Annotated in this window: 16 protein-coding genes, 1 tRNA gene, 2 rRNA genes and 2 pseudogenes (1 of these 21 only partly in view); 15 read left to right on the forward strand and 6 right to left on the reverse strand. The window is 59.3% G+C overall.

Annotated features, from left to right (window positions below; all coding sequences use genetic code 11):
- Positions 1 to 2 precede the first annotated feature (2 nt).
- The gene (locus PAF18_RS12055; protein ID WP_271115961.1) at positions 3 to 1,172 is read right to left on the reverse strand and encodes an ABC transporter substrate-binding protein; all 1,170 of its coding nucleotides are present in this window, start codon (positions 1,170 to 1,172) and stop codon (positions 3 to 5) included.
- Positions 1,173 to 1,230: 58 nt separating this feature from the next.
- Positions 1,231 to 2,406 (reverse strand): ABC transporter substrate-binding protein, encoded by a 1,176-nt coding sequence (locus tag PAF18_RS12060; protein WP_271115962.1) that lies wholly within the window; start codon positions 2,404 to 2,406, stop codon positions 1,231 to 1,233.
- 193 nt (positions 2,407 to 2,599) lie between these two features.
- On the opposite strand from PAF18_RS12060, the gene PAF18_RS12065 reads away from it, so the two are divergent.
- From PAF18_RS12065 to PAF18_RS12130, 14 genes and pseudogenes are all read left to right on the forward strand, one after another.
- Positions 2,600 to 3,385 (forward strand): enoyl-CoA hydratase/isomerase family protein, encoded by a 786-nt coding sequence (locus PAF18_RS12065; RefSeq protein ID WP_271115963.1) that lies wholly within the window; start codon positions 2,600 to 2,602, stop codon positions 3,383 to 3,385.
- 2 nt (positions 3,386 to 3,387) lie between these two features.
- Complete coding sequence (locus PAF18_RS12070; RefSeq protein ID WP_271115964.1) at positions 3,388 to 3,915, forward strand: hypothetical protein; 528 nt, start codon at positions 3,388 to 3,390, stop codon at positions 3,913 to 3,915.
- Positions 3,893 to 4,279, forward strand: a complete 387-nt coding sequence (locus PAF18_RS12075) for a Zn-ribbon domain-containing OB-fold protein (protein ID WP_271115965.1) — start codon at positions 3,893 to 3,895, stop codon at positions 4,277 to 4,279. Before PAF18_RS12070 ends, PAF18_RS12075 begins: the two co-directional genes overlap by 23 nt.
- Positions 4,276 to 5,433, forward strand: a complete 1,158-nt coding sequence (locus PAF18_RS12080) for an acetyl-CoA acetyltransferase (RefSeq protein WP_271115966.1) — start codon at positions 4,276 to 4,278, stop codon at positions 5,431 to 5,433. Before PAF18_RS12075 ends, PAF18_RS12080 begins: the two co-directional genes overlap by 4 nt.
- 18 nt (positions 5,434 to 5,451) lie before the next feature.
- On the forward strand, positions 5,452 to 5,823 hold the full coding sequence (locus tag PAF18_RS12085) for an SDR family NAD(P)-dependent oxidoreductase (protein WP_271115967.1): 372 nt from the start codon (positions 5,452 to 5,454) through the stop codon (positions 5,821 to 5,823).
- A gap of 140 nt (positions 5,824 to 5,963) precedes the next feature.
- On the forward strand, positions 5,964 to 7,160 hold the full coding sequence (locus PAF18_RS12090; RefSeq protein WP_271115968.1) for an IS256 family transposase: 1,197 nt from the start codon (positions 5,964 to 5,966) through the stop codon (positions 7,158 to 7,160).
- Positions 7,063 to 7,773 carry an SDR family oxidoreductase gene (locus PAF18_RS12095; protein ID WP_271115969.1) on the forward strand — a complete coding sequence of 237 codons (711 nt, stop codon included), beginning with the start codon at positions 7,063 to 7,065 and terminating at the stop codon, positions 7,771 to 7,773. The genes PAF18_RS12090 and PAF18_RS12095 overlap by 98 nt, the downstream gene beginning before the upstream one ends.
- A complete protein-coding gene (locus PAF18_RS12100) occupies positions 7,773 to 8,645 on the forward strand; it encodes a MaoC family dehydratase (protein WP_271115970.1) in 873 nt (290 codons plus the stop codon). Before PAF18_RS12095 ends, PAF18_RS12100 begins: the two co-directional genes overlap by 1 nt.
- A gap of 1 nt (position 8,646) precedes the next feature.
- Positions 8,647 to 9,807 carry an acyl-CoA dehydrogenase family protein gene (locus PAF18_RS12105; protein WP_271115971.1) on the forward strand — a complete coding sequence of 387 codons (1,161 nt, stop codon included), beginning with the start codon at positions 8,647 to 8,649 and terminating at the stop codon, positions 9,805 to 9,807.
- Position 9,808: 1 nt separating this feature from the next.
- Positions 9,809 to 10,921, forward strand: coding sequence for an NAD-dependent epimerase/dehydratase family protein (locus PAF18_RS12110; RefSeq protein ID WP_271115972.1), 1,113 nt, complete (start codon positions 9,809 to 9,811; stop codon positions 10,919 to 10,921).
- Positions 10,918 to 11,937, forward strand: a complete 1,020-nt coding sequence (locus tag PAF18_RS12115) for a cyclase family protein (RefSeq protein WP_271115973.1) — start codon at positions 10,918 to 10,920, stop codon at positions 11,935 to 11,937. The genes PAF18_RS12110 and PAF18_RS12115 overlap by 4 nt, the downstream gene beginning before the upstream one ends.
- 250 nt (positions 11,938 to 12,187) lie before the next feature.
- Entirely contained in the window at positions 12,188 to 13,318 is a 1,131-nt protein-coding gene (locus PAF18_RS12120) for a TAXI family TRAP transporter solute-binding subunit (protein ID WP_271115974.1), read from the forward strand.
- A gap of 20 nt (positions 13,319 to 13,338) precedes the next feature.
- Complete coding sequence (locus tag PAF18_RS12125; RefSeq protein ID WP_271115975.1) at positions 13,339 to 15,339, forward strand: TRAP transporter permease; 2,001 nt, start codon at positions 13,339 to 13,341, stop codon at positions 15,337 to 15,339.
- Positions 15,340 to 15,461: 122 nt separating this feature from the next.
- A pseudogene (locus tag PAF18_RS12130) lies at positions 15,462 to 15,723 on the forward strand (IS3 family transposase); the annotation flags it as partial.
- Between the two features lie 367 nt (positions 15,724 to 16,090).
- Here PAF18_RS12130 and PAF18_RS12135 read toward each other — a convergent pair.
- Positions 16,091 to 17,177, reverse strand: a pseudogene (locus PAF18_RS12135) (IS3 family transposase).
- Between the two features lie 65 nt (positions 17,178 to 17,242).
- On the opposite strand from PAF18_RS12135, the gene PAF18_RS12140 reads away from it, so the two are divergent.
- Positions 17,243 to 17,425, forward strand: coding sequence for a hypothetical protein (locus tag PAF18_RS12140; RefSeq protein WP_271115976.1), 183 nt, complete (start codon positions 17,243 to 17,245; stop codon positions 17,423 to 17,425).
- A 126-nt stretch (positions 17,426 to 17,551) separates the two neighbouring features.
- Here the strand turns inward: PAF18_RS12140 and PAF18_RS12145 are convergent.
- The 3 genes from PAF18_RS12145 to PAF18_RS12155 all read right to left on the reverse strand — a co-directional run.
- Positions 17,552 to 17,628 (reverse strand) — tRNA-Met (locus PAF18_RS12145).
- An 85-nt stretch (positions 17,629 to 17,713) separates the two neighbouring features.
- A 5S ribosomal RNA gene (gene rrf / locus PAF18_RS12150) occupies positions 17,714 to 17,828 on the reverse strand.
- Between the two features lie 95 nt (positions 17,829 to 17,923).
- A 23S ribosomal RNA gene (locus PAF18_RS12155) occupies positions 17,924 to 20,696 on the reverse strand (it continues 64 nt past the right edge of the window).

Here is a 20,696-nt window from a genome sequence, read left to right on the forward strand (position 1 = left end):
ACTCAGTTCTGGCCGTCGCGGACAACGATCTCGCCGTCGGCCACATCGAACAGATAATGGTTGGAGATGAGCTGGCCACTGTCCTCAAAGGCGACGTCACCAAAAATGGTGCCATTAAATCTGCCGCCTCGGATGCGTTCGGCAACTGCGTCCTTTTCGAACGAACCGACCTCTTCAACAGCCATCGCCCAGACCTGAAGCGCAGCGGCGCCCAATGCCATGAACTTGTCCGGCGTGTAATCATGCATTTCCTCGGTCTTCGCCACGAAGCGCTGGTTCATCTCGTTCGATGCGAAGGGTTCTACATTCGGGAAATAGATGTCGGCTCCGATGAGGCCGTCCGCGCCGGGGCCGGCCACCTCGATCACGCTTGGTGCAACCGTCCCGACCGCGGCGACCAGTTCGCCTGGAAGTCGCGAACGCTTCGCCTGCCGGATAAGCGCCGGCATGCCGAGCCCCTCATTCGCGTTGATCGCGACCGTCACGTCAGGATTGGCTGACCGGACGTTGGACAGTTGTACGCGGAAATCAGCCTGCTCGAACGGGAACTTTTCTTCAGCGACTTTTTCATATTCGTGGCCCATCGCTTGCAGCGCACCCTCAATCGATTCCTGGGCACCATTGCCGTAGGCGTCGTTCTCGGTCAGGAACGCGACACGCGTGAATTCGTTGTCGGCGATGTAACGTGCGACCACTTCGCCATCCTGCGCATTGGAGCTGTTGAACCGCACCGGTAGCGAGTTGCCTTCGCCGGAAAGGATCGGGTCGGCCTTTGAAATGGCCGTGAGGTCGAGAATGCCGGCACGGCTGATGACCGGCTGCATCGCCAGCGTCACCGGGCTGTTCCAGCCCTCGATGATGACCTCGACACCTTCGGAAATCAATTCGTTGGCACGCGAGACACCGACCGCCGGCGTACTTTCGTCATCACGGCTGACCAGTTCGATCTGGCGTCCCATGACCCCGCCTTCTTCGTTGATGATATCTGCCATAGCCTCAATTGCCCAGTTCACGTGCTGACCCTGTGGGCCGGCACCGCCGCTCAACGGAAAGATGAGCCCAACCTTTACTGGCTCGCCACCATCGCTGCTCTGATCCTGCGCATGGGCGAAATTCAGCGAGGCGCCGAACGTCGCGGCGGCGAGTAATATTCCCTTCAACCTGTTTCCCATCGTGGCTTCCTCCCAGTTGGACGCGTATGTTTCTGTGTTCGGTGGACAGCCTGTCGAACTATTTCGCCGATGAGCTTTCCCCGGGTGTCTCGTCCCCGTCATCGACCACAATGGTCTGCCCAGAGACTGAGAACGTGAAGTGATTGCTGATCATCTGACCATTGTCTTCAAAGGTGATGTCGCCAAGGATGGTGTTCTCGAAGCTGCCGCCCCTGATTCGCTCACCTACCGCGCCTTTTTCGAAGGATCCGACATCGCTAACCGCCTGAGACCAGATCTGAAGCGCAACAGCGCCGAGTGCCATGTACTTGTCGGGCGTGTAGTCGAACTCGCCCTCGACCTTAGCGACAAAGCGCTGATTAGCTTCGTTCGACGCGAAGGGCTCGACATTCGGGAAGTAGATATCAGCGCCGACCAGCCCGTCGGCGGTGTCGCCCGCGACATCAATGACGCTCGGCGCGACCGTACCGACCGCAGCAACAAGCTGACCCGGCAGGCGCGAGCGTTTTGCCTGTCTGATAAGCGCCGGCATGCCGAGTCCTTCATTGGCGCTGATCGCCACCGTGACGTCCGGATTGGCAGCCTTGACGTTGGATAGCTGAACGCGGAAATCGGATTGCTCGAACGGGAATTTCTCTTCCGCTACCTTCTGGTACTCATAGTCCATCTCGGCGAACGCATCCTCTATCGCCTGCTGCGCCCCATTGCCGTACGCGTCATTCTCGGTGAGGAAGGCCACGCGGGTCCAGCCGTTCTCGGCGATGTAATTGGCGGTCACGACGCCATTCTGAGCGTTTGAACTGTTCAGGCGAACCGCAAGCGCATTGCCTTCACCGGACAGAATTCCGTCGGCACTTGAAAAAACCGTGATGTCCATGATGTCGGCCCGGTCGATGACCGGCTGCATGGCCAGTGTGACCGGGCTGTTCCAGCCTTCGATGAAAACCTCGACGCCTTCGCTGATCAGTTCATTGGCCCGCGAGACGCCGATCGCAGGTGTGCTCTCATCGTCGCGGCTGATCAGTTCGATCTGCCGCCCGAGAACGCCGCCCTGCTCATTGAGGATTTCGGCCATTGCCTGAATGGCCTGAATGACATGCCGTCCCTGCGGGCCGGCCCCCCCGCTTTGCGGAAAGATTACCCCTACCTTCACGGGGCCCTCTTGCGAGGAGGCCATGGCGGGAATGGCGACGGCTGCGGCGAGCAGCACCGATGCGACGATTCTTGCCTTCATGAAGTCCTCCCAACAAGAAGCATACTGCACAGTATGATCGATACGTCAACTGTTCATAAACCTATTATTACGCGCTCTCTGGGCTCTGTGATGCTAATAAAGGTATGGATTTGTCCATAAGTGCCGACTTAATTCGGTTACTGGTTGCAATCATACCAATCAGTATGTAAGAGTGATCGGTGGAGGAAATCGCATGATGCAGTCACGAGATTCGGGAGTGATCGGTGTCGACCGCAGGGGGCACGTGGTCGTCATCCGTATCCAGCGACCTGAAGTGCGTAACGCGTTGAATCTGGCGGTGTTGGAAGGTCTGCGCGACAGTTTGGCGGAGGCCGACCGCGACGATTCGGTCCGGGTAATCGTCTTGACAGGTGGAGAGGGCGATTTCTCCGCGGGCGCGGATATCGATATGCTGTCCGGTCAGACGTCTGCAGGATACGCGCGATCGGTCAACGCGCGATGCTTCAAAGAAATTCGCCGGACAGAAAAGCCGCTTGTTGCGGCGGTTTCTGGGTTTTGCCTCGGCGGGGGATGCGAGATCGCGCTCGCCTGCGACGTAGTGATTGCTTCCGATACGGCCCGCCTTGGTCAGCCGGAAATCCGTCTTGGGATCATTCCGGGGGCAGGGGGCACGCAACTCTGGCGAAGGCGCGCCGGTGATGGTGTCCAGTCTGTGGCCGCGCTTGGTGGTGCTGCGATCGGCGCCTTTACTGCCCGCAGAGCTGGGCTTGTCGACCGCGTGGTCCCGTGCGGGGGCGTAATCGAAGAAGCCTGCCAGTTCGGCGCCGAGCTGGCGAAGAATGGTCCTCTGGCGCTTCCTGCGGCAAAGCGCGTCATGCGCGCAAGCTGGAACATGTCGCTTTCCGGAACCTTGGATCACGAAGTCTCGGTCATGGCGGGACTTCTGTCCAGTTCGGATGCCGCGGAAGGTATCGCCGCGTTCCAGCAAAAGCGTCCACCAGTATTCGAGGGTCGATGACAATGAAGACGATCCGGTTGGACGGGCAGGACGACAGAGACTTGGCGAAAGTTCTGGCGCGCAATCTGCGTTCGGAAGACGGGCTTGAGGTCGTGGGGCTGGCTAGCGAGGGTGTTGGCCCCGACGCAGTTGGATGGATCAGGGCGTTGGACGATGCCAGAATTCCCGTCAGCGTTCGGATTTCCGGCAAGGTGGGGATGCGCGGCATCCTTCTTCTCCTCCTCGCTGATCGGAGCGCTGTGGAAGAAGGCTCGGCCAGTGCAGCCGGGTTTCACCCGCTTATCGCCGTCGTAGCGTCGGCGCGTCTTGGATCCCTTGCAGCGCGCCGATTGGCGCGTGCGAAAGATCACCTTTCGGTTCTTCGGGACGAGGGGGTCATCGCCACGGGGCCCGAAATCAAAGGCGAGAGGCAGGTCTGGCGAGCGATCCGCGAGCTGCCCTTCAGTGAGGCTCTCGACTTTGCAGCTGCTGCGACGCGGCAGAGCCATAACAAGGAAGAGCATAGCGATGAGCACCGATCCACGCTTTGATGGGGCGGGCCCGGAGGCACGTTGGCGTGACGCCCTCGGCCAGGGACGCTTCACCCTGCAGGCATGCGGCGCGTGCAATCACTGTCAGTTTCCGCCGCAACTCGTCTGCGGCGAGTGTGGAAGCGTCACGCTTTCGTTCATCGATGCATCCGGTCACGGCACGGTCTATTCCACGACAACCGTCCGCAAGCGAGACAGGGCCTACAACGTATCGATCATCGAGTTGGACGATGGACCGCGAATTCTGACCCGCGTGGAATGTGATCCCGCAGGTGTCGCGATTGGCGAAGCGGTTGTGGCGCGCATCACGCAAGAGGGTGACCAGCCCATCGTCGTCTTCGACCGGATCGGGGGGCGGTCATGAGCAATCGTTTGCGCGGGGTCGTCTCGATTGCTGGGATCGGGAACACAAAACGCTGGGACGCCCCGGAGTTCAGCGCTTTTGACCAGTTGCAGGAAGCGGCAATCCTCGCTGTCGAAGATTGCGGGCTGTCACTCCAAGATGTGGATGGCCTCTACTGCGCCTCTTCGGTCTCTGGCCTGCCGGTGCTGAACGCGGCCGAGAGGCTTGGCATCGCGAGGAACCTTCGCCATGCCGATGGCACGATGGTCGGCGGTGCGTCGTTCCTGTTCCACCTGCGCTCTGCCATTTCGGCGCTTGCCGCTGGGCAATGCTCGACCGCTCTTGTCTGCTACGGCTCAAATCAGCGCAGCGCTGGCGGCAAGCTGGTGCCGATGCCGGATCCGCAGCCTTTCGAGGAGCCATACAGGGCACTCTACCCGATTTCCAGCTACGCACTGGCTGCTGCGCGTCACATGCACGAATACGGCACGACGCGGGAAGATCTTGCATCTGTCGCCGTCGCTGCGCGGCAATGGGCGAACCACAATCCGGATGCCTTCAGCAGAGGCGATCTGTCGATAGAAGATGTGCTGTCATCTCGACTTGTCAGCGATCCGCTTTCCAAGGCTGACTGCTGCCTTGTCACCGATGGCGGCGGGGCGATCGTTCTGACCACCACCGAACGCGCTCGAGATCTAAGACAACCGCTGGTTCCGCTGCTCGGAACGGGGGCTGCCGTCAGTCATCGACAGATCGCGGCAATGCCGGACCTGACCCGCACCGCGGCCGAACGCTCTGGCCGGGACGCCATGGCGGAAGCGGGTGTATCGCCACCCGACGTCGATCACGTGATGGTTTATGACGCGTTCACGATCTGCACATTGCTGTTTCTTGAAGACCTCGGCTTTTGCGAAAAGGGCGAGGCCGGACGCCTTGCCGCTTCCGGCGCGATCGCCCCGGGCGGTTCGCTTCCCGTCAATACTAATGGCGGAGGCCTCAGCTGTAATCACCCGGGCATGTATGGGCTTTTCACGCTGATCGAATCCGTCGAGCAGCTTCGGGGACAAGCGGGCGATCGACAGGTGACCGGTGCGGAAATCAGCGTCGCCCATGCCAATGGCGGCGTCCTAAGCAGCCAGGCGACCGCCGTTCTCGGAAATGCCGCGACTCTGTAGACATTGAAAGGAAGGCACGTGAACAAGCTTCTAGAAGGCAAGACGGCCATCGTGACCGGCGCTGGGCAAGGGGTCGGTAAGGCGATCGCTGAAGGCCTTTCCGCAGAGGGCGCCAACGTCGTCGTGAACGATATTGGCGTCACACTCACGGGTGAAAAGGACAATGCTGGCGCCGCGGAGGAAGTCGCGAAGGGAATCCGTGAGACCGGCGGACAAGCGATCGGAAATACAGAGAGCGTCACCGAGTGGGATGCCGCGGAGCGAATAGTGCAAGCCGCGATGGACACCTATGGGCGGGTTGATCTCGTGGTGAACAATGCTGGCATCCTGCGCGACGCGATCTTCCACAAGATGCAGCCGAATCAGTTCGAAACCGTTCTGCGTGGGTAGTGCCCCACCGGTTGGTGTAGGAGGCCGCGCGCGGAGCCCCTGGCGTAGCGCAGCGCGCGGCCGGGTGTGACGCTGGCGGCCATCGTCGATCTTCGGGCAGGTTCGGGTTGCGAGACCTTGAACCAAGAACGGAGATGACGATGACCGACGACAGAATGACGCTGATCGAGCTGGTTGAGAAGCAGGCTGACGGCGACCTCGTCCGCGAGATGCTGGCCTTCGCGGCCGAGCGGATCATGGAAGCGGAGGTAGAAGAGCGAACCGGCGCCGCGAAGGGCGCACGTTCGCCCCTGCGGGAGGTTCAGCGGAACGGCTACCGGGACCGGGACTGGGACACCCGTGCCGGGCGGATCGCGCTGGAGATCCCGAAACTGAGAAAAGGGAGCTACCTGCCCAGCTTCCTGGAGCCGCGCCGCACAGCCGAGAAGGCGCTCGTGGCGGTGATTCAGGAGGCCTACGTCCAAGGTGTTTCCACGCGCTCCGTGGACGATCTGGTGAAGGCCATGGGCGCGGGCGGCATGTCGAAGAGCCAGGTCAGTCGCCTCTGCGTCGAAATCGACGAGCGGGTGAACGCCTTCCTCTCTCGCCCGCTGGAAGGAGCCTGGCCGTATCTCTGGCTCGACGCGACCTACGTGAAGGTGCGTGAGGGCGGACGGATCGTCAGCCGCGCTGTGATAATCGCCGTCGCGGTCAACGAGGACGGCAAGCGCGAGGTTCTCGGCGTCGCCACCGGTCCTTCCGAAGCAGAAACGTTCTGGACCGACTTCCTGCGCTCTCTCGCAGACCGTGGCCTGCGCGGTGTGAAGCTGGTCGTAGCCGATGACCACAAGGGGCTGCGGGCTGCTGCGCGGCGAGTGTTCGATGCAACGCACCAGCGCTGTCGCGTTCACTGGATGCGCAACGCGCTCGCCCATGCTCCGACCAAGCAGCGCACGGCTGTGGCAGCCATGCTGAAGACGATCTTCGCCCAGGAAAACAAGGCGGATGCCGAAGCCCAATGGGAGGTCGTCGCGGACGCACTGCGCGAGAAGCAGGCGAGGCTCGGCACCCTCATGGACGTCTCGCGCGACGACGTGCTCGCCTACATGGATTTTCCCCGCGAGCACTGGGCTCAGATCGCGTCGACAAATCCACTGGAGCGGGTGAACCGGGAGATCAAGCGCAGGTCTGACGTCATCGGCATCTTCCCGAACGACGAGGCAATCATCCGGCTCGTCGGCGCGCTGATGCTTGAAACCAATGACGAATGGACGGTTGCGCGGAGATATATGTCTCTTGAAAGCCTCGCGCGCGTCACCGACAATCCCGACATCAGGCTGTCCGCCGTGGCGACCTGATCAGCTTTGGACCTCTCCGAAGGTCGGCGCTCTTACACCATCCCCCGGGGCACTACCTCTGCGTGTGCATCTTTTCGGTAGTTTCAATATCTCACGCGCGGCCGCAACATATTTCCGAACGCAGGAAACGGGCTCGTTTGTGCACATGACCTCGACGGCCGGCCTGATCGGAAATTTCGGTCAGGCCAACTACATGTCGGCGAAGCTGGGTATCGTCGGACTTTCGCGGGCGATAGCGATGGATATGCAGCGCTATGGTGTCCGCTCCAACTGCATTGCGCCTTTCGCCTGGAGCCGGATGGTGTCGTCGATCCCGACTGAAACCGAGGCGGACAAGATCCGCGTGGCGAAGTTGAAACGTATGACGCCTGAAAAGATCGCACCGCTCGTCGCATTTCTCGGCTCTGATCGTGCGACGGGCATCTCGGGACAGATATTCTCAGTGCGTAACAACGAAATCTATCTGTTCAACCAGCCGCGTCCGGTCCGCAGCCTGCATCGCGGTGAGGGTTGGACGGCTGAATCGATAGCCGACACACTGCCCGATGCATTCGGACCGCATTTTACGCCGCTTGAGCGTTCGGCCGATGTCATTTCGTGGGATCCGGTCTGATGGCACTTAATGCAGTCTATCTGGCATCGTTGAAAAGGCCAGAGATCATCCAGAAATGGACGGCGAAGGACGCAGCTTTATATGCGCTCGGCCTCGGCTACGGTGATGATCCGACAGATTCCGAACAGCTGCGTTTTCTGGACAGAACGAAGGGCATGGACGTTATGCCGGCCATGGCGAATGTCCTCTGCTATGACGGAAGCTGGCTGCGCGATCCGGAAGCTGGGATAGATTATTCGAGGGTCGTGCATGGCGAGCAGGAGATGGTTCTGCACGCGCCTCTGCCGCTTGAGAGTTCGGCGACTGGCAAGACGGTCATCGAGGAACTGATCGACAAGGGTGAAGGGCGTGGTGCGCTGATCGTGACAGCGCGCGAACTCAAAGATGCGCGGACCGGCCAAATGCTCGCTACGATCCGTCATACGATCTTCTGCCGCGGTGCCGGCGGTTTCGGCGGTTCGGCAGGACGTGAACGGTCTGTTCAGGTGATACCCGACGGCGATCCGGATGGTTCGGTCGAGATCAAAACGCAGAACCAGCTTGCTTTGATCTACCGTCTTTCGGGCGACTTCAATCCGCTGCATTCCGATCCGGAAGTCGCGCGAAAGGTCGGCTACGACAGGCCGATCCTGCACGGGCTATCAACTTTCGGAATAGCCTGCCGTGCCCTGATGCGCGAGCTTGCCGGCAACGATCCTCTCCGTGTCCGCCTGATTCGAGCCCGCTTCTCCGCGCCCGTTTATCCGGGAGAGGCGATCGTCTTCGATTACTGGCGACTCGAGCCCGGATCGGCGGCTTTCAGCGCTCGCGTGCCCGCACGGGATGCCTCCGTATTGGCCAACGGCCGCTTTGAATACATTCCTGGAGAATGACATGAACTTCGACTTCACGGACGATCAACGCGCATTGCAGGAGACGGCGCGCCGCTTTGCGCAATCGGAACTGCCGCAACTGGCCCGGCAGATTGGCGAGTCGGGTGAGCCTGTCGGTAAGGACTGGCTGAAAAAATATGCCGAACTGGGCTTCCTCGGCATCAATTCGAGGGAGGAGCATGGGGGGCTGGGCCTGCCGCATCTGGATGCCTTCATTGCAATGGAGGAGTTCGCGAAGATTTCGGTCGGTGTCGGCTTTCCAGTCTTCGAATGCTGCGCAGGACCCGTCCGCATCGTCGAGGCGCTTGGGCATCCGAACTTGGCCGCGCGTGTCGTGCCGGACGCGGTCGCGGGTCGGATGCTCGTCGCGATCTGTATGTCCGAACCGGACGCGGGGACCGCACTTACCGACCTGCGCACAAAGGCCGTGATCGACGGCGAGGAGATCGTCATAGACGGCACTAAGCGGTGGTGCTCTGGCGCGGGTCACAGCCAAGGGTACGTTGTGTTCTGCCGCTTCGACGACACACCGGGCGCCAAGGGAATCGGAGCAGTCTTCGTCGATCGTGATACCGAAGGTCTTACCTTTGGTCCCCAGGAAGAGCTTATGGGCTTTCGCGGCGTCCCCTCTGCCGATATGAACTTTGATAAGGTTCGCGTTCCGCGCGAACACCTTATTGTTGAGGCCGGAGGCTTTTCAAAGCTGATGGGGCTTTTCAACATCGAGCGTCTCGGCAATGCCACAATGGCGCTTGGCGTGGCGGCGGGTGCGCTTGATCAGGTCCTTGCCTACGTGCAGGACCGGAGCCAGTTCGGCAAGCCGATCGTTGATTTTCAGGCTGTTCAGCTGCGTCTTGCCGAAATGGCGATGCGCGTCGAGTCCTGCCGGTTGATGATCCATCGGGCCGCAGCCGGCGCCGGGACCGGTCTGCCCGACAGCCAGCAGGCCGCCATGGCGAAGTGTCTTGCGAATGAGATGACACGCGAAGTGACGGCTATGGGGATGCAGCTGATGGGAGGCTACGGCTATGCTCGCGAATACGGCATGGAACGCCGGGTCCGTGACAGCTTTGGCTGGGGCATCGCAGGTGGTGCGATCGACATCCAGAAAGTGAACATCGCCGCTGGACTGGTCGGACGCCGGTTTAGCCAGCGCGCTTGAGATGGTCGGTTCGGGTCATGTGCTTATCGCCGGCGCATCCGGCGTTATCGGCCGAGCAGCGGCGGAATGTTTTGCGGCCCGCGGCTGGACAGTCACCGCATTGTCCCGCCGCAACCCCGGGCTTGGTGCCAAGGTGCGATATCATCCCGTCAACCTGTTAGACGCCACCGCCTGTGCCGCGGTGCCCCATCTCGAAACGGTAACGCATCTCGTCTATGCGGCAGTCTTCGAGGAAGACGATCTCGTGTCGGGCTGGAGATCGGAGCGGCAGATGGAGATCAATCTCACCATGCTCCGCAATGTGGTCGGTCCCCTTACCACGGGCGGCAATATGCGCCACGTTTCTCTCTTTCAGGGGACGAAGGCCTATGGCGTCCATATTCGCCCTTTTCCGGTTCCCGCTCGGGAAAGCTGGCCCAGACATCAGCATCGAAACTTCTACTGGCTACAGGAAGATTTCATCAGGAAGGCTGGCGGCGTGTCCAACTTCGCATGGACGATCTGGAGACCCCAGGTCGTATTTGGCGATGTATGTGGCGCCGCCATGAATGCCTTGCCCGTTCTTGGTGCCCTTGCAGCTATGGAGGCGGCGGCGGGACGCGATTTCGGCTATCCCGGCGGACCGGATTATGTGCTTGAAGCGGTGGATGCCCGGCTGATCGCAAATGCCCTGTACTGGGCGGCAATGTCTCCTTCAGCGCGCGACGAAATTTTCAACATCACCAATGGCGACGTGTTCGTCTGGCGGAATGTTTGGCCGACCCTGGCAAAGGCGTTCGGGCTCCGAGCGGGAGACGAGCGGCCGCAACGGCTTTCACAGACCATGCCGAAGCGGGCCGGTGAATGGGCCGCGATCGCGCGCCGCTTCGGCCTTGCTTGCCGCGGCCTCGGCGAGCTCATGGGGCGTTCCCACCACTATGCCGATTTCGTCATGGCGACTGCCGCGACGCGTGCGCCGCCTCCGGTGATCGTATCGACTTTGAAGCTGAGAGAAGCTGGCTTCTCAGACTGTATCGACACAGAGACAATGTTCACCGAACTGATCCAGCGGCTGCAGGAACGACGCATCCTGCCGGATCGCCAGCAGATGAACGAATTGAGGAGGATGTCATGACAACACAGCGCTGGGTAAACCGGCCCGATGGGTCGAATTGGGGTGATTTCGGAGCGGATGACCAGGTCGGACGTATGAACCTGATAACACCGGAGGCGAGGCTGCGCGGTGCGCGCGAGATCCGCGAAGGTCTCAGTTTCAGCCTTTCGCTTCCGCTGGATTATCCAGGGGGTAATGTTCTTTTTCCGTTGCGCAAAGAGCCGGTCTTCCACTACGAGGAACGCGGCAGCGGCCACAACTTCAATTTCCAGATGAGCGAAGTGGCACCCTCCTGTTGCGATGTCATCAGCGACGATGCGGTGACGCTATACACGCAGTATTCAACGCAATGGGACGCGCTTGCGCATGTCGGTCAGATGTTTGATGCCGATGGTGATGGGAAGCCTGAGAAGGTCTACTATAACGGCTACCGGGCGGGCAAAGACATCATCGGCCCCGATGACGAAGGGCCGCGCGGGGCCGCAGCTCTAGGCATAGACAAGCTTGCCGTTGCCGGCGTTCAAGGCAGAGGTGTACTCGTCGATCTAGAAAAACGTCATGGCCAGGATCGTGTGCTGATCGGATATGACGGGCTCGTGGAAGCGATCGACGAGCTCGATGTCAGCGTCGAGAATGGGGACTTTCTTTGCCTGAATACGGGGTTTGCCCAACTGGTTCTCTCAATGGATAAAGAACCAGACGCCACTGTGCTGGCGTCATCCTGTGCGGTCCTAGACGGTCGCGATGAAAAGCTTCTTGACTGGATTACCGACAGCGGCATCGTTGCCATTTGCGCCGACAATTTCGCGGTCGAGGCCTATCCAGCGCGGGAGACAACGGCAGACAAGTTCGCCGCGTTGCCGTTGCACAATCATTGTCTCTTCAAGCTTGGGATTCACCTTGGCGAGCTCTGGTATTTTGCTGAGCTTACTGCATGGCTGCGCGAACACAATCGCTCGGCCTTCTTTCTGACCGCACCACCGCTTCGCCTGCCCGGCTCTGTCGGATCGCCCGTAAACCCCATCGCGACCGTCTGACTGCCGTGGGCTGTGCCGCGCTGCGCTCCGTCACGGCCACTCGGAAAAGGAATAAGCAGTCATCGAAACATACCAATCAGTATTCTATACTCAATGTAGCTGGTATGTTAATATGAAAGGATTGGGCTTGATAGCGCAGCATATCTTATCTTCAGCATACCAATAAGTATGCGTAGAATAATTGGTTTTCGCAAGAGGTTGCAGCGAGCCTGAGACGGAGCCAGCTCCGCACCGCAATGGGAGGATAATAATGTATCGAATAACCGGGTTCTTCGCGGCTTTCCTGATCGTTGGATCGGCAGCCAGCTACGCACAGGACACCATTGAACTGCCGGACGTCGTCACATGGAGCGCTTATGGCACCGGTTCGACTGGCAACGCACAGGCGGTGGCCATCGGATCGGCTTTGCAGAACGAACTGGATAAAACCCTTCGTATCCTGCCCGGCAAGAACGACGTGTCGCGCATGGTTCCGCTGCGGGATGGGCGCGTTATGTTCTCGGCCGCAGGCATCGCCACCTTCTACGCACAGGAGGGGATCGAAGAATTCAACGATCCGGAATGGGGACCGCAAAGGGTTCGAGTGCTTCTGACATCGAACCCTGCCCATAACCAAGGTGTTGCTGCGACGGCCGAGAGCGGCATCGAGACGGTGGCAGATCTTGAGGGACGGCGTGTCGCTGCGGTTGTCGGTTCGCCCGCCATCAATAATGGCATCGAGGCAGTCCTGGCCTTTGCGGGGCTCTCTTGGGACGATGTCGAACGGGTGGACTTCCCCGGATATTCTGCGTCATGGGAGGGCATGCTAAATGGCCAGGTGGACGCGGCCTGGGGTGCGACCACCATCAGTTCGGCCTTCCAGTTGGAGAGCTCGCCGCGCGGCATCCGCTGGTTGACCCTTCCGCCAGATGATACTGAAGGCTGGAAGCGGCTTCAGTCGGTCGCCCCGCATATCGTGCCCCATCAAGCAACGATCGGGGCCGGTATCTCTGAAGACAATCCCCAGCAGGGAACGAATTATCCGTATCCCATCTTGATTGCCTATGCACAGCAGGATCCGGCACTGGTCGAGGCGATGACCCGCGCCATGGTCGACCTCTATCCGACGTATAGCGATGCTTCTCCTGGCGCAGACGGATGGGCTCTGGAAAACCAGATCCTTGACTGGATCGTTCCCTTCCATGAAGGCGCCATCCCGGTTCTGGAAGCGCAGGGTGTCTGGTCGCCGGAGGCCCAAGCGCACAACGATGCGCTTGTCGAGCGTCAGGACCGACTTGCTGAAGCTTGGGAAGGGCTGATGGCGCAGGATCTGTCCGGTGGCGCTCTGGTGGAGGCTTGGGCGACCGCGCGTGCCGACATCCCGATGCCGGGTTCCGAGTGAACAGGGGCCGAATATCGGACATGTCGCTCTCCAACAACGGCGCAGCCGACAGGGCGGCCGCTTCCGAAGCCGCAGCAGAGGTCGAAACCGTAGCCCCTCGGCTTCGGCAAGGCCCTTTCGTAATGAATGCAACAGCCGTCCTTACGGTTGTTGCGATCATTCTGGCCGTCAATCAGATCTTCAACCTGCGTTTCTTCGTGGATGTCACGATCCTGCAGAACAGCTATCTGTACTTGATCGGCGGGATCTTTCTCGCAGTCGTCTTCCTTGCCTATCCTGCCATTCGCACCCAGCAGGCGCGGCTGCCCGCCCAAGATGTGTTGCTCGCCATGCTCGCACTTGGGGCCTGCCTCTGGTTCGGCTGGACCGGCGAGACCAGCGTCACCGAGGGATGGGAATATTCCGCACCGCAATTCGCCGTCCTCCTGAGCTTTGTCCTTTGGGCATTGATCATCGAGGCGACACGACGGGTTGCAGGACTTGTGATGGCGGCCATCATCCTGTGCTTTTCGCTCTACCCGATCATCGCAGGGTCAATGCCCGGGCCGATTTCAGGCTTTTCTCAACCGTTCGAAGCCGTGATCCCGTTTCATATCCTGTCGAGCGAAAGCAGCTTCGGTATCCCGATGGAAGCATTCGGCACGCTTGTTCTTGGCTTTGTGCTTTTTGGCGCAGCCTTGCAGTTCACAGGCGGCGGCGAATTCTTCAATAACCTCGCCTTTGCGCTTGTCGGCGGCTATCGGGGCGGCGCCGCAAAGGTTGCCAGCATCGGCAGTGGCCTGATGGGTTCGATGAGCGGCTCGGTCATCTCGAACGTGATGACGACCGGCTCGGTCTCTATTCCTGCGATGAAGCGAACCGGCTTCAGCCCGGCCCAAGCGGCTGCCGTCGAAGCCTGTGCCTCCACCGGCGGGGTGATGATGCCGCCGATCATGGGCGCCGTTGCCTTCGTCATGGCATCGTTTCTCGGCGTCGGCTATTCCGAGATTGTGATCGCCGCGATCGTGCCATCGGCACTCTACTATTTCGGTCTTATCATCCAGATTGATAGTTATGCGGCGCGGCGTGGGCTTCGGGGTTTGCCGCGCGCAGAACTGCCGGCGATCGGCGCGACCTTACGTCTCGGCTGGCAGTTCATTATCGTTTTCGCTGTGTTGATCTGGATGCTGGTTGCGTTGCGGCAGGAACGCATCGCGCCGTTCATCGCGACATTACTGCTCCTGGTCGTAAATCAACTTTTCCCACGCACTCGGCTCAGTGTCGAAGGCTTGCGAGATCTCCTTTTTCATGCCGGCATCGCGCTGGCCGAGATGGCCGCCCTTCTGATCGGGGTCGGCCTCATCGTCGGCGCCTTCTCCGCAACGGGGCTATCCGGAACGCTTGCGAACGATCTCGTGTACATCGCGGGGGGAGGGACGCTGACCCTTCTTGTCATGGGTGCCATCACGAGTTTCATCTTCGGAATGGGAATGACCGTCACAAGCTGCTACATCTTCCTTGCTGTGGTGCTTGCCCCGGCCCTGATTGCGGCCGGTCTTGATCCGATCGCGGTTCATCTCTTCATCATGTACTGGGGCATGGTATCCTATATAACGCCGCCCGTCGCCCTAGGCGCATTTGCGGCGGCACCGCTCGCCGGCGTATCCCCCATGCTGGCCGGTGTCACCGCGATGCGGGTCGGCGTGATTATCTATGTTCTGCCCTTCCTCTTCGTGCTCGAACCGGCACTGATCTGGCGCGGCGAACTACAGGAAGTCGTAGTTCTGGTGGCTCTTGCAGTCGCGGGTGTGTGGCTGATCGCAAGCGGCATCCAAGGCTATCTGGCGGGTTTCGGTTCTCTCGGAGACGGCGCTGTCGGATTTCTGGCACGCGGCCTAGTGGTTGCGGGCGGGGCCGCGATCACCATTCCAGCTAGCCTTGTACCCTTCACCGGCCATGTGACGATGACGGTGGTCGGTCTCGCGCTTGCTGGCATCGGGGTCGCGGCCGTCTACCTCAAGTTCTCCAAGGCCACGAAGTGACGCAAATGCCGGCCCGGCGTTATCCGCACCGGCAGAGCTCTAATATCTGACATAAGCGGCAATGCGACAGTTTCGGGTGCTTTGGAAAGAGGGATTTTCTGGCACATGGTGATCACCAAGGAATGGAGACTAAGCAGAACCCCGGAACCAAGCAGAGTCGCGGAGAGAACGTTAGGGGCATCCACAGGGCCATCCGCAAGCAGTATTCGACCGCGGAGAAGATCAAGATTATTCTGGACGGCCTGACGGTCGAGGATAGCATTGCCGAGCTGTATCGTCGCGAGGGCATTGTGCAGAGCCTGTATTACGACCGGTAAGGAGTTCTACGAAGCCGGGAAGAGGCGCTTGGCGGACGACACGGCCGGAGCGGCCATAACGTACGAATTCTTTCGCATCTGTGGATGCCCCCGTGTTTGCAAGCGGAATTTGAATTTTTTGGGCTGCGACCGGGTGCGGTCATCTGTCAGGCCTTTTGATGCGGCTTTCAGGATGCCGCTGGCCGGTATGGGAGATACGCGGTTCGGTACCATGACATATTTCCGGGCTTGTCACCCCGTGCGAAAGACTGGTTGTTCCGAACCGGATCTTGCCGATCATTTACCCTTACTGTTCAAAGCCTCGCTCACATCCCGACTTACCGGCCAGCTGCGAGAAGAGATCGCGTCGCACATCGAGACCGACCAGCTGATGAGGGGCATCTATTGGAAAGAGGGGTAATCCCCCCGCTTTTACGGGGACTTGGTCGTAGAGTTCACGCGGCCATTCTCAGTTTCTGTGCGGGGGGTCATCCCGCCAATGCCCATGTTGGGGCGCTCGTTGTTGTAGGACCAGAGCCACTCGATGGCAATCTGCTGCACCTGGTCGATGGTTTCGAAGATGTGGAGGTCCAGCCATTCGTGCCGACCGTTCGGTTGTAGCGCTCGACGTAGGCGTTCTGCTGCGGTTTCCCGGGCTGGATGTGGGCCAAGGTGATGCCCCGGTGCTCAGCCCACTCCATGAGGGTGCCGCTAATGTATTCCGGGCCATTGTCTACCCTGATCGTCTTTGGCGCGCCTCGCCATTCGATGATCTGGTTCAGCGCCCGGACGACCCGCTCGGCAGGCAGCGAGAAGTCGACCTCGATACCAAGGCCCTCGCGGTTGAAGTCGTCCAGGACGTTCAGCAACCGGAACTGGCGACCGTCCCCAAGGCGATCGGCCATGAAGTCCATGGACCAGACCTCATTCGCAGCCTTTGGAACCGCCAGTGCGTCAGGCTTGTCCCGCTTCAGCCGCTTGCGCGGCTTGACACGCAGATTCAGCTCCAGCTCGCGGTAGATCCGGTAGACCCGCTTGTGGTTCCATCCGTGCCCCTGGACGTTGCGCATGAACAGGAAGCACAGACCAAAGCCCCAGGTCTTCTTTGCCGTCGTCAGCCCGAGCAGTAGGTCGGCAATATGTTCGTTCTCATCATCGAGCTTCAGGCTGTATCTGTAGCACGTCTCGCTGACGTCGAATGCCCGGCATGCCAGCGCGATACTGACGCCCTTCATCGCCACCGCTTTCACGGCCAGCTCTCGGCGTTGAGCTGGCCGGATCATTTTTTCCGAGCGTTTCCTTCAGCAGCTCATTCTGCATGCTGACATCGGCGTACATGCGCTTCAGGCGGCGGTTCTCCTCGGCCATCGCTTTCATCTCACTGATGAGGCTTGCATCCATGCCGCCATACTTCGCCCGCCATTTGTAAAGCGTGGCGCTGCTCATCCCGTGCTCGCGGCACAGCTCGGCAGCAGGAACACCGCCCTCCATCTGGCGCAGCGCCCCCATGATCTGGGCTTCGGTAAATCGTGTCTTTTTCATCGGAATCTCCTCGTTCATCCTGCCTAGAAAATTCTACTTCCGCATCCGACTATCTGCACCGTTCCATGAGCGTTTTGCCGCTGTTGGCACGCGACGGGATCGATTGGATCGATCCGGCCGGGTATGTCGTCGCGAGCAGCGACTTGCCTGACGACTGGAGCGACCAAGGGGTTCGCTATCGCTTCGAGTTATCGGTTGTCAGCCGTTCCGTGCTTGGCGAGCCCTACCTGCGCCATCGGGCGGACTGAGTATAGATGATGGTTCCGCTTCCCCAGCGAGCCTGATTTTGTTGAGTCAGTGTTGAGTCGCGGGCTCGGTATGGGAATACCCCACGGCCGGTCTTGGCGTAACATTGTGTACTGTTTGGGTTTTTTTGGTTGCGGGGGTAGGATTTGAACCTACGACCTTCAGGTTATGAGCCTGACGAGCTACCGGGCTGCTCTACCCCGCGACGCTTGCGCCTGGTGCGCTGCACCGATCTGGTTTTGATTGGTGCGTGTTGTTCATCGTTTAGAGAGATTTGCGTTTCTTTTCAGATCTGGCGGTGACCTACTCTCCCACGTCTTGAGACGCAGTACCATTGGCGCGACGGCACTTAACGGCCGAGTTCGGGATGGGATCGGGTGTTTTGCTCGTGCTATGTCCACCAGATCGGAGAAGAAACGCTCAGCGTTCCGTCTTTTTGACGGGAAGTTGTCCAAGGATGCTTTTGAAGTGGAGATCTTGCGATCTGGCCACTTCCGGATCAAATCAAGCCTATCGAGCCATTAGTACCGGTCAACTGAACACATTGCTGTGCTTACATCTCCGGCCTATCGACGTGGTGGTCTTCCACGGCTCTCAAGGGATACCTGGTTTTGAGGGGGGCTTCACGCTTAGATGCCTTCAGCGTTTATCCTGTCCGTTCATAGCTACCCAGCACTGCCGTTGGCACGACAACTGGTCCACCAGTGGAACGTTCACCCCGGTCCTCTCGTACTAGGGGCAACTCCTCTCAAGTATCCTACACCCACGGCAGATAGGGACCGAACTGTCTCACGACGTTCTAAACCCAGCTCACGTACCTCTTTAAATGGCGAACAGCCATACCCTTGGGACCTGCTCCAGCCCCAGGATGAGATGAGCCGACATCGAGGTGCCAAACGATGCCGTCGATATGGACTCTTGGGCATCATCAGCCTGTTATCCCCAGCGTACCTTTTATCCGTTGAGCGATGGCCCTTCCACTCGGGACCACCGGATCACTATGGCCGTCTTTCGACTCTGCTCGACTTGTCAGTCTTGCAGTCAGGCTGGCTTCTGCCATTGCACTCAACGAGCGATTTCCGACCGCTCTGAGCCAACCTTCGCGCGCCTCCGTTACTCTTTGGGAGGCGACCGCCCCAGTCAAACTACCCACCACGCAGGGTCCCGGACCCGGATAACGGGCCGCGGTTAGACATCAAGAGTGCGAAGGGCGGTATCTCAAGGATGGCTCCCCAGAGACTGGCGTCCCTGGTTCAAAGCCTACCGCCTATCCTGCACATCGCAGTCCTGATGCCAGTGCGAAGCTATAGTAAAGGTGCATGGGGTCTTTCCGTCTAACCGCGGGAAGTCTGCATCTTCACAGACAATTCAATTTCGCTGAGTCCACATTTGAGACAGCGGGGAAGTCGTTACGCCATTCGTGCAGGTCGGAACTTACCCGACAAGGAATTTCGCTACCTTAGGACCGTTATAGTTACGGCCGCCGTTTACCGGGGCTTCGATTCAAAGCTTGCACTTCTCCTCTTAACCTTCCGGCACCGGGCAGGCGTCAGACCCTATACGTCGCCTTGCGGCTTCGCAGAGCCCTGTGTTTTTAGTAAACAGTCGCCACCCCCTGGTTTGTGCCCCCGGCCCACAGTTGCCTGCAAACCGGGCCTCCTTCTCGCGAACTTACGGAGGTATTTTGCCGAGTTCCTTAAATGTGGTTCTCTCAAGCGCCTTGGTATTCTCTACCAGTCCACCTGTGTCGGTTTCGGGTACGGTCTCATGGAGGGCTATTTCCAGGAACTGCTAAGCGGCCCTTCCAATCCAGTAAGGAAGAACAACCGTCGCAATCCGTCACCATCTCCTGGCCCAGGAATATTAACCTGGTTCCCATCGACTACGCCTTTCGGCCTCGCCTTAGGGGCCGGCTTACCCTGCTCAGATTAGCTTTAAGCAGGAACCCTTGGACTTTCGGCGACAGGGTCTCTCACCCTGTTTGTCGCTACTCATGTCAACATTCTCACTTCTGATCACTCCACCGGATGCCTTACGGCCCGGCTTCACAGTCAGAACAATGCCTCCGCTGACCCGGGTAAGGATCAGAAGAGGCAGCGTTCTATATCACAGAACGCTCCGCTACCGCGTGCACAAAGTGCACACCCAAAGCTTCGGCTCGTGGCTTGAGCCCCGTTACATCTTCGCCGCAAGACCTCTTGATTAGACCAGTGAGCTGTTACGCTATCTTTAAAGGATGGCTGCTTCTAAGCCAACCTCCTGGTTGTTTTGGAAGTCTCACATGCTTTCCCACTTAGCCACGAATTGGGGGCCTTAGCTGTTGGTCAGGGTTGTTTCCCTCTCCACGACGGACGTTAGCACCCGCCGTGTGTCTCCCGGATAGTCCTTCTCGGTATTCGGAGTTTGCTTAGACTCAGTAAGGCTGTGGGCCCCCATCATCCATGCAGTGCTCTACCCCCGAGAGGATACGTCCGAGGCGCTACCTAAATAGCTTTCGCGGAGAACCAGCTATCTCCAGATTTGATTGGCCTTTCACCCCTAGCCACACGTCATCCCGACCTTTTTCAACAGGTGTGGGTTCGGACCTCCAGTTGGTGTTACCCAACCTTCATCCTGCACATGGCTAGATCATCTGGTTTCGGGTCTGATCCGTCTGACTATGTCGCGCATTTAACACTCGCTTTCGCTGCGCCTACACCTACCGGCTTAAGCTTGCCAGACAGACCAAGTCGTTGACCCATTATACAAAAGGTACGCCGTCAGGGCGCAAGGCCCCTCCGACTGCTTGTAGGCGTCCGGTTTCAGAAACTGTTTCACTCCCCTCGTCGGGGTGCTTTTCACCTTTCCCTCACGGTACTGGTTCGCTATCGGTCAGCAAGGAGTACTTAGCCTTCGGGGGTGGTCCCCCGATCTTCAGACAGGATTTCACGTGTCCCGCCCTACTTGATACGTCCAATCGAACTTCCCATACGGGGCTGTCACCCGCTCTGGCTGATCTTTCCAGATCATTCTGGTCATTCTCATGGCTCGGCTGGTCCCCGTTCGCTCGCCGCTACTGGGGGAGTATCTATTGATATCCTTTCCTCCGGGTACTTAGATGTTTCAGTTCCCCGGGTTCGCTCTTAAAACCCTATGTATTCAGGTGATAAGTACCTGGTTATGCCGATTATTGACTACCTCGCGGTAGACAATAACCAACATTCAGGTGGGTTGCCCCATTCGGAGATCCATGGATCAAAGCTTATTCTCAGCTCCCCATGGCTTATCGCAGAG

This window comes from Paracoccus sediminicola, assembly GCF_027912835.1.
GTDB lineage: Bacteria > Pseudomonadota > Alphaproteobacteria > Rhodobacterales > Rhodobacteraceae > Paracoccus > Paracoccus sediminicola.

Bases quoted from the DNA above. Each gene is read 5' to 3' on its own strand.
- PAF18_RS12055 (WP_271115961.1), bottom strand. From the start codon at position 1,172: ATGGGAAACAGGTTGAAGGGAATATTACTCGCCGCCGCGACGTTCGGC.
- PAF18_RS12060 (WP_271115962.1), bottom strand. From the start codon at position 2,406: ATGAAGGCAAGAATCGTCGCATCGGTGCTGCTCGCCGCAGCCGTCGCC.
- PAF18_RS12065 (WP_271115963.1), top strand. From the start codon at position 2,600: ATGATGCAGTCACGAGATTCGGGAGTGATCGGTGTCGACCGCAGGGGG.
- PAF18_RS12070 (WP_271115964.1), top strand. From the start codon at position 3,388: ATGAAGACGATCCGGTTGGACGGGCAGGACGACAGAGACTTGGCGAAA.
- PAF18_RS12075 (WP_271115965.1), top strand. From the start codon at position 3,893: ATGAGCACCGATCCACGCTTTGATGGGGCGGGCCCGGAGGCACGTTGG.
- PAF18_RS12080 (WP_271115966.1), top strand. From the start codon at position 4,276: ATGAGCAATCGTTTGCGCGGGGTCGTCTCGATTGCTGGGATCGGGAAC.
- PAF18_RS12090 (WP_271115968.1), top strand. From the start codon at position 5,964: ATGACCGACGACAGAATGACGCTGATCGAGCTGGTTGAGAAGCAGGCT.
- PAF18_RS12095 (WP_271115969.1), top strand. From the start codon at position 7,063: ATGACGAATGGACGGTTGCGCGGAGATATATGTCTCTTGAAAGCCTCG.
- PAF18_RS12100 (WP_271115970.1), top strand. From the start codon at position 7,773: ATGGCACTTAATGCAGTCTATCTGGCATCGTTGAAAAGGCCAGAGATC.
- PAF18_RS12105 (WP_271115971.1), top strand. From the start codon at position 8,647: ATGAACTTCGACTTCACGGACGATCAACGCGCATTGCAGGAGACGGCG.
- PAF18_RS12110 (WP_271115972.1), top strand. From the start codon at position 9,809: ATGGTCGGTTCGGGTCATGTGCTTATCGCCGGCGCATCCGGCGTTATC.
- PAF18_RS12115 (WP_271115973.1), top strand. From the start codon at position 10,918: ATGACAACACAGCGCTGGGTAAACCGGCCCGATGGGTCGAATTGGGGT.
- PAF18_RS12120 (WP_271115974.1), top strand. From the start codon at position 12,188: ATGTATCGAATAACCGGGTTCTTCGCGGCTTTCCTGATCGTTGGATCG.
- PAF18_RS12125 (WP_271115975.1), top strand. From the start codon at position 13,339: ATGTCGCTCTCCAACAACGGCGCAGCCGACAGGGCGGCCGCTTCCGAA.
- PAF18_RS12140 (WP_271115976.1), top strand. From the start codon at position 17,243: ATGAGCGTTTTGCCGCTGTTGGCACGCGACGGGATCGATTGGATCGAT.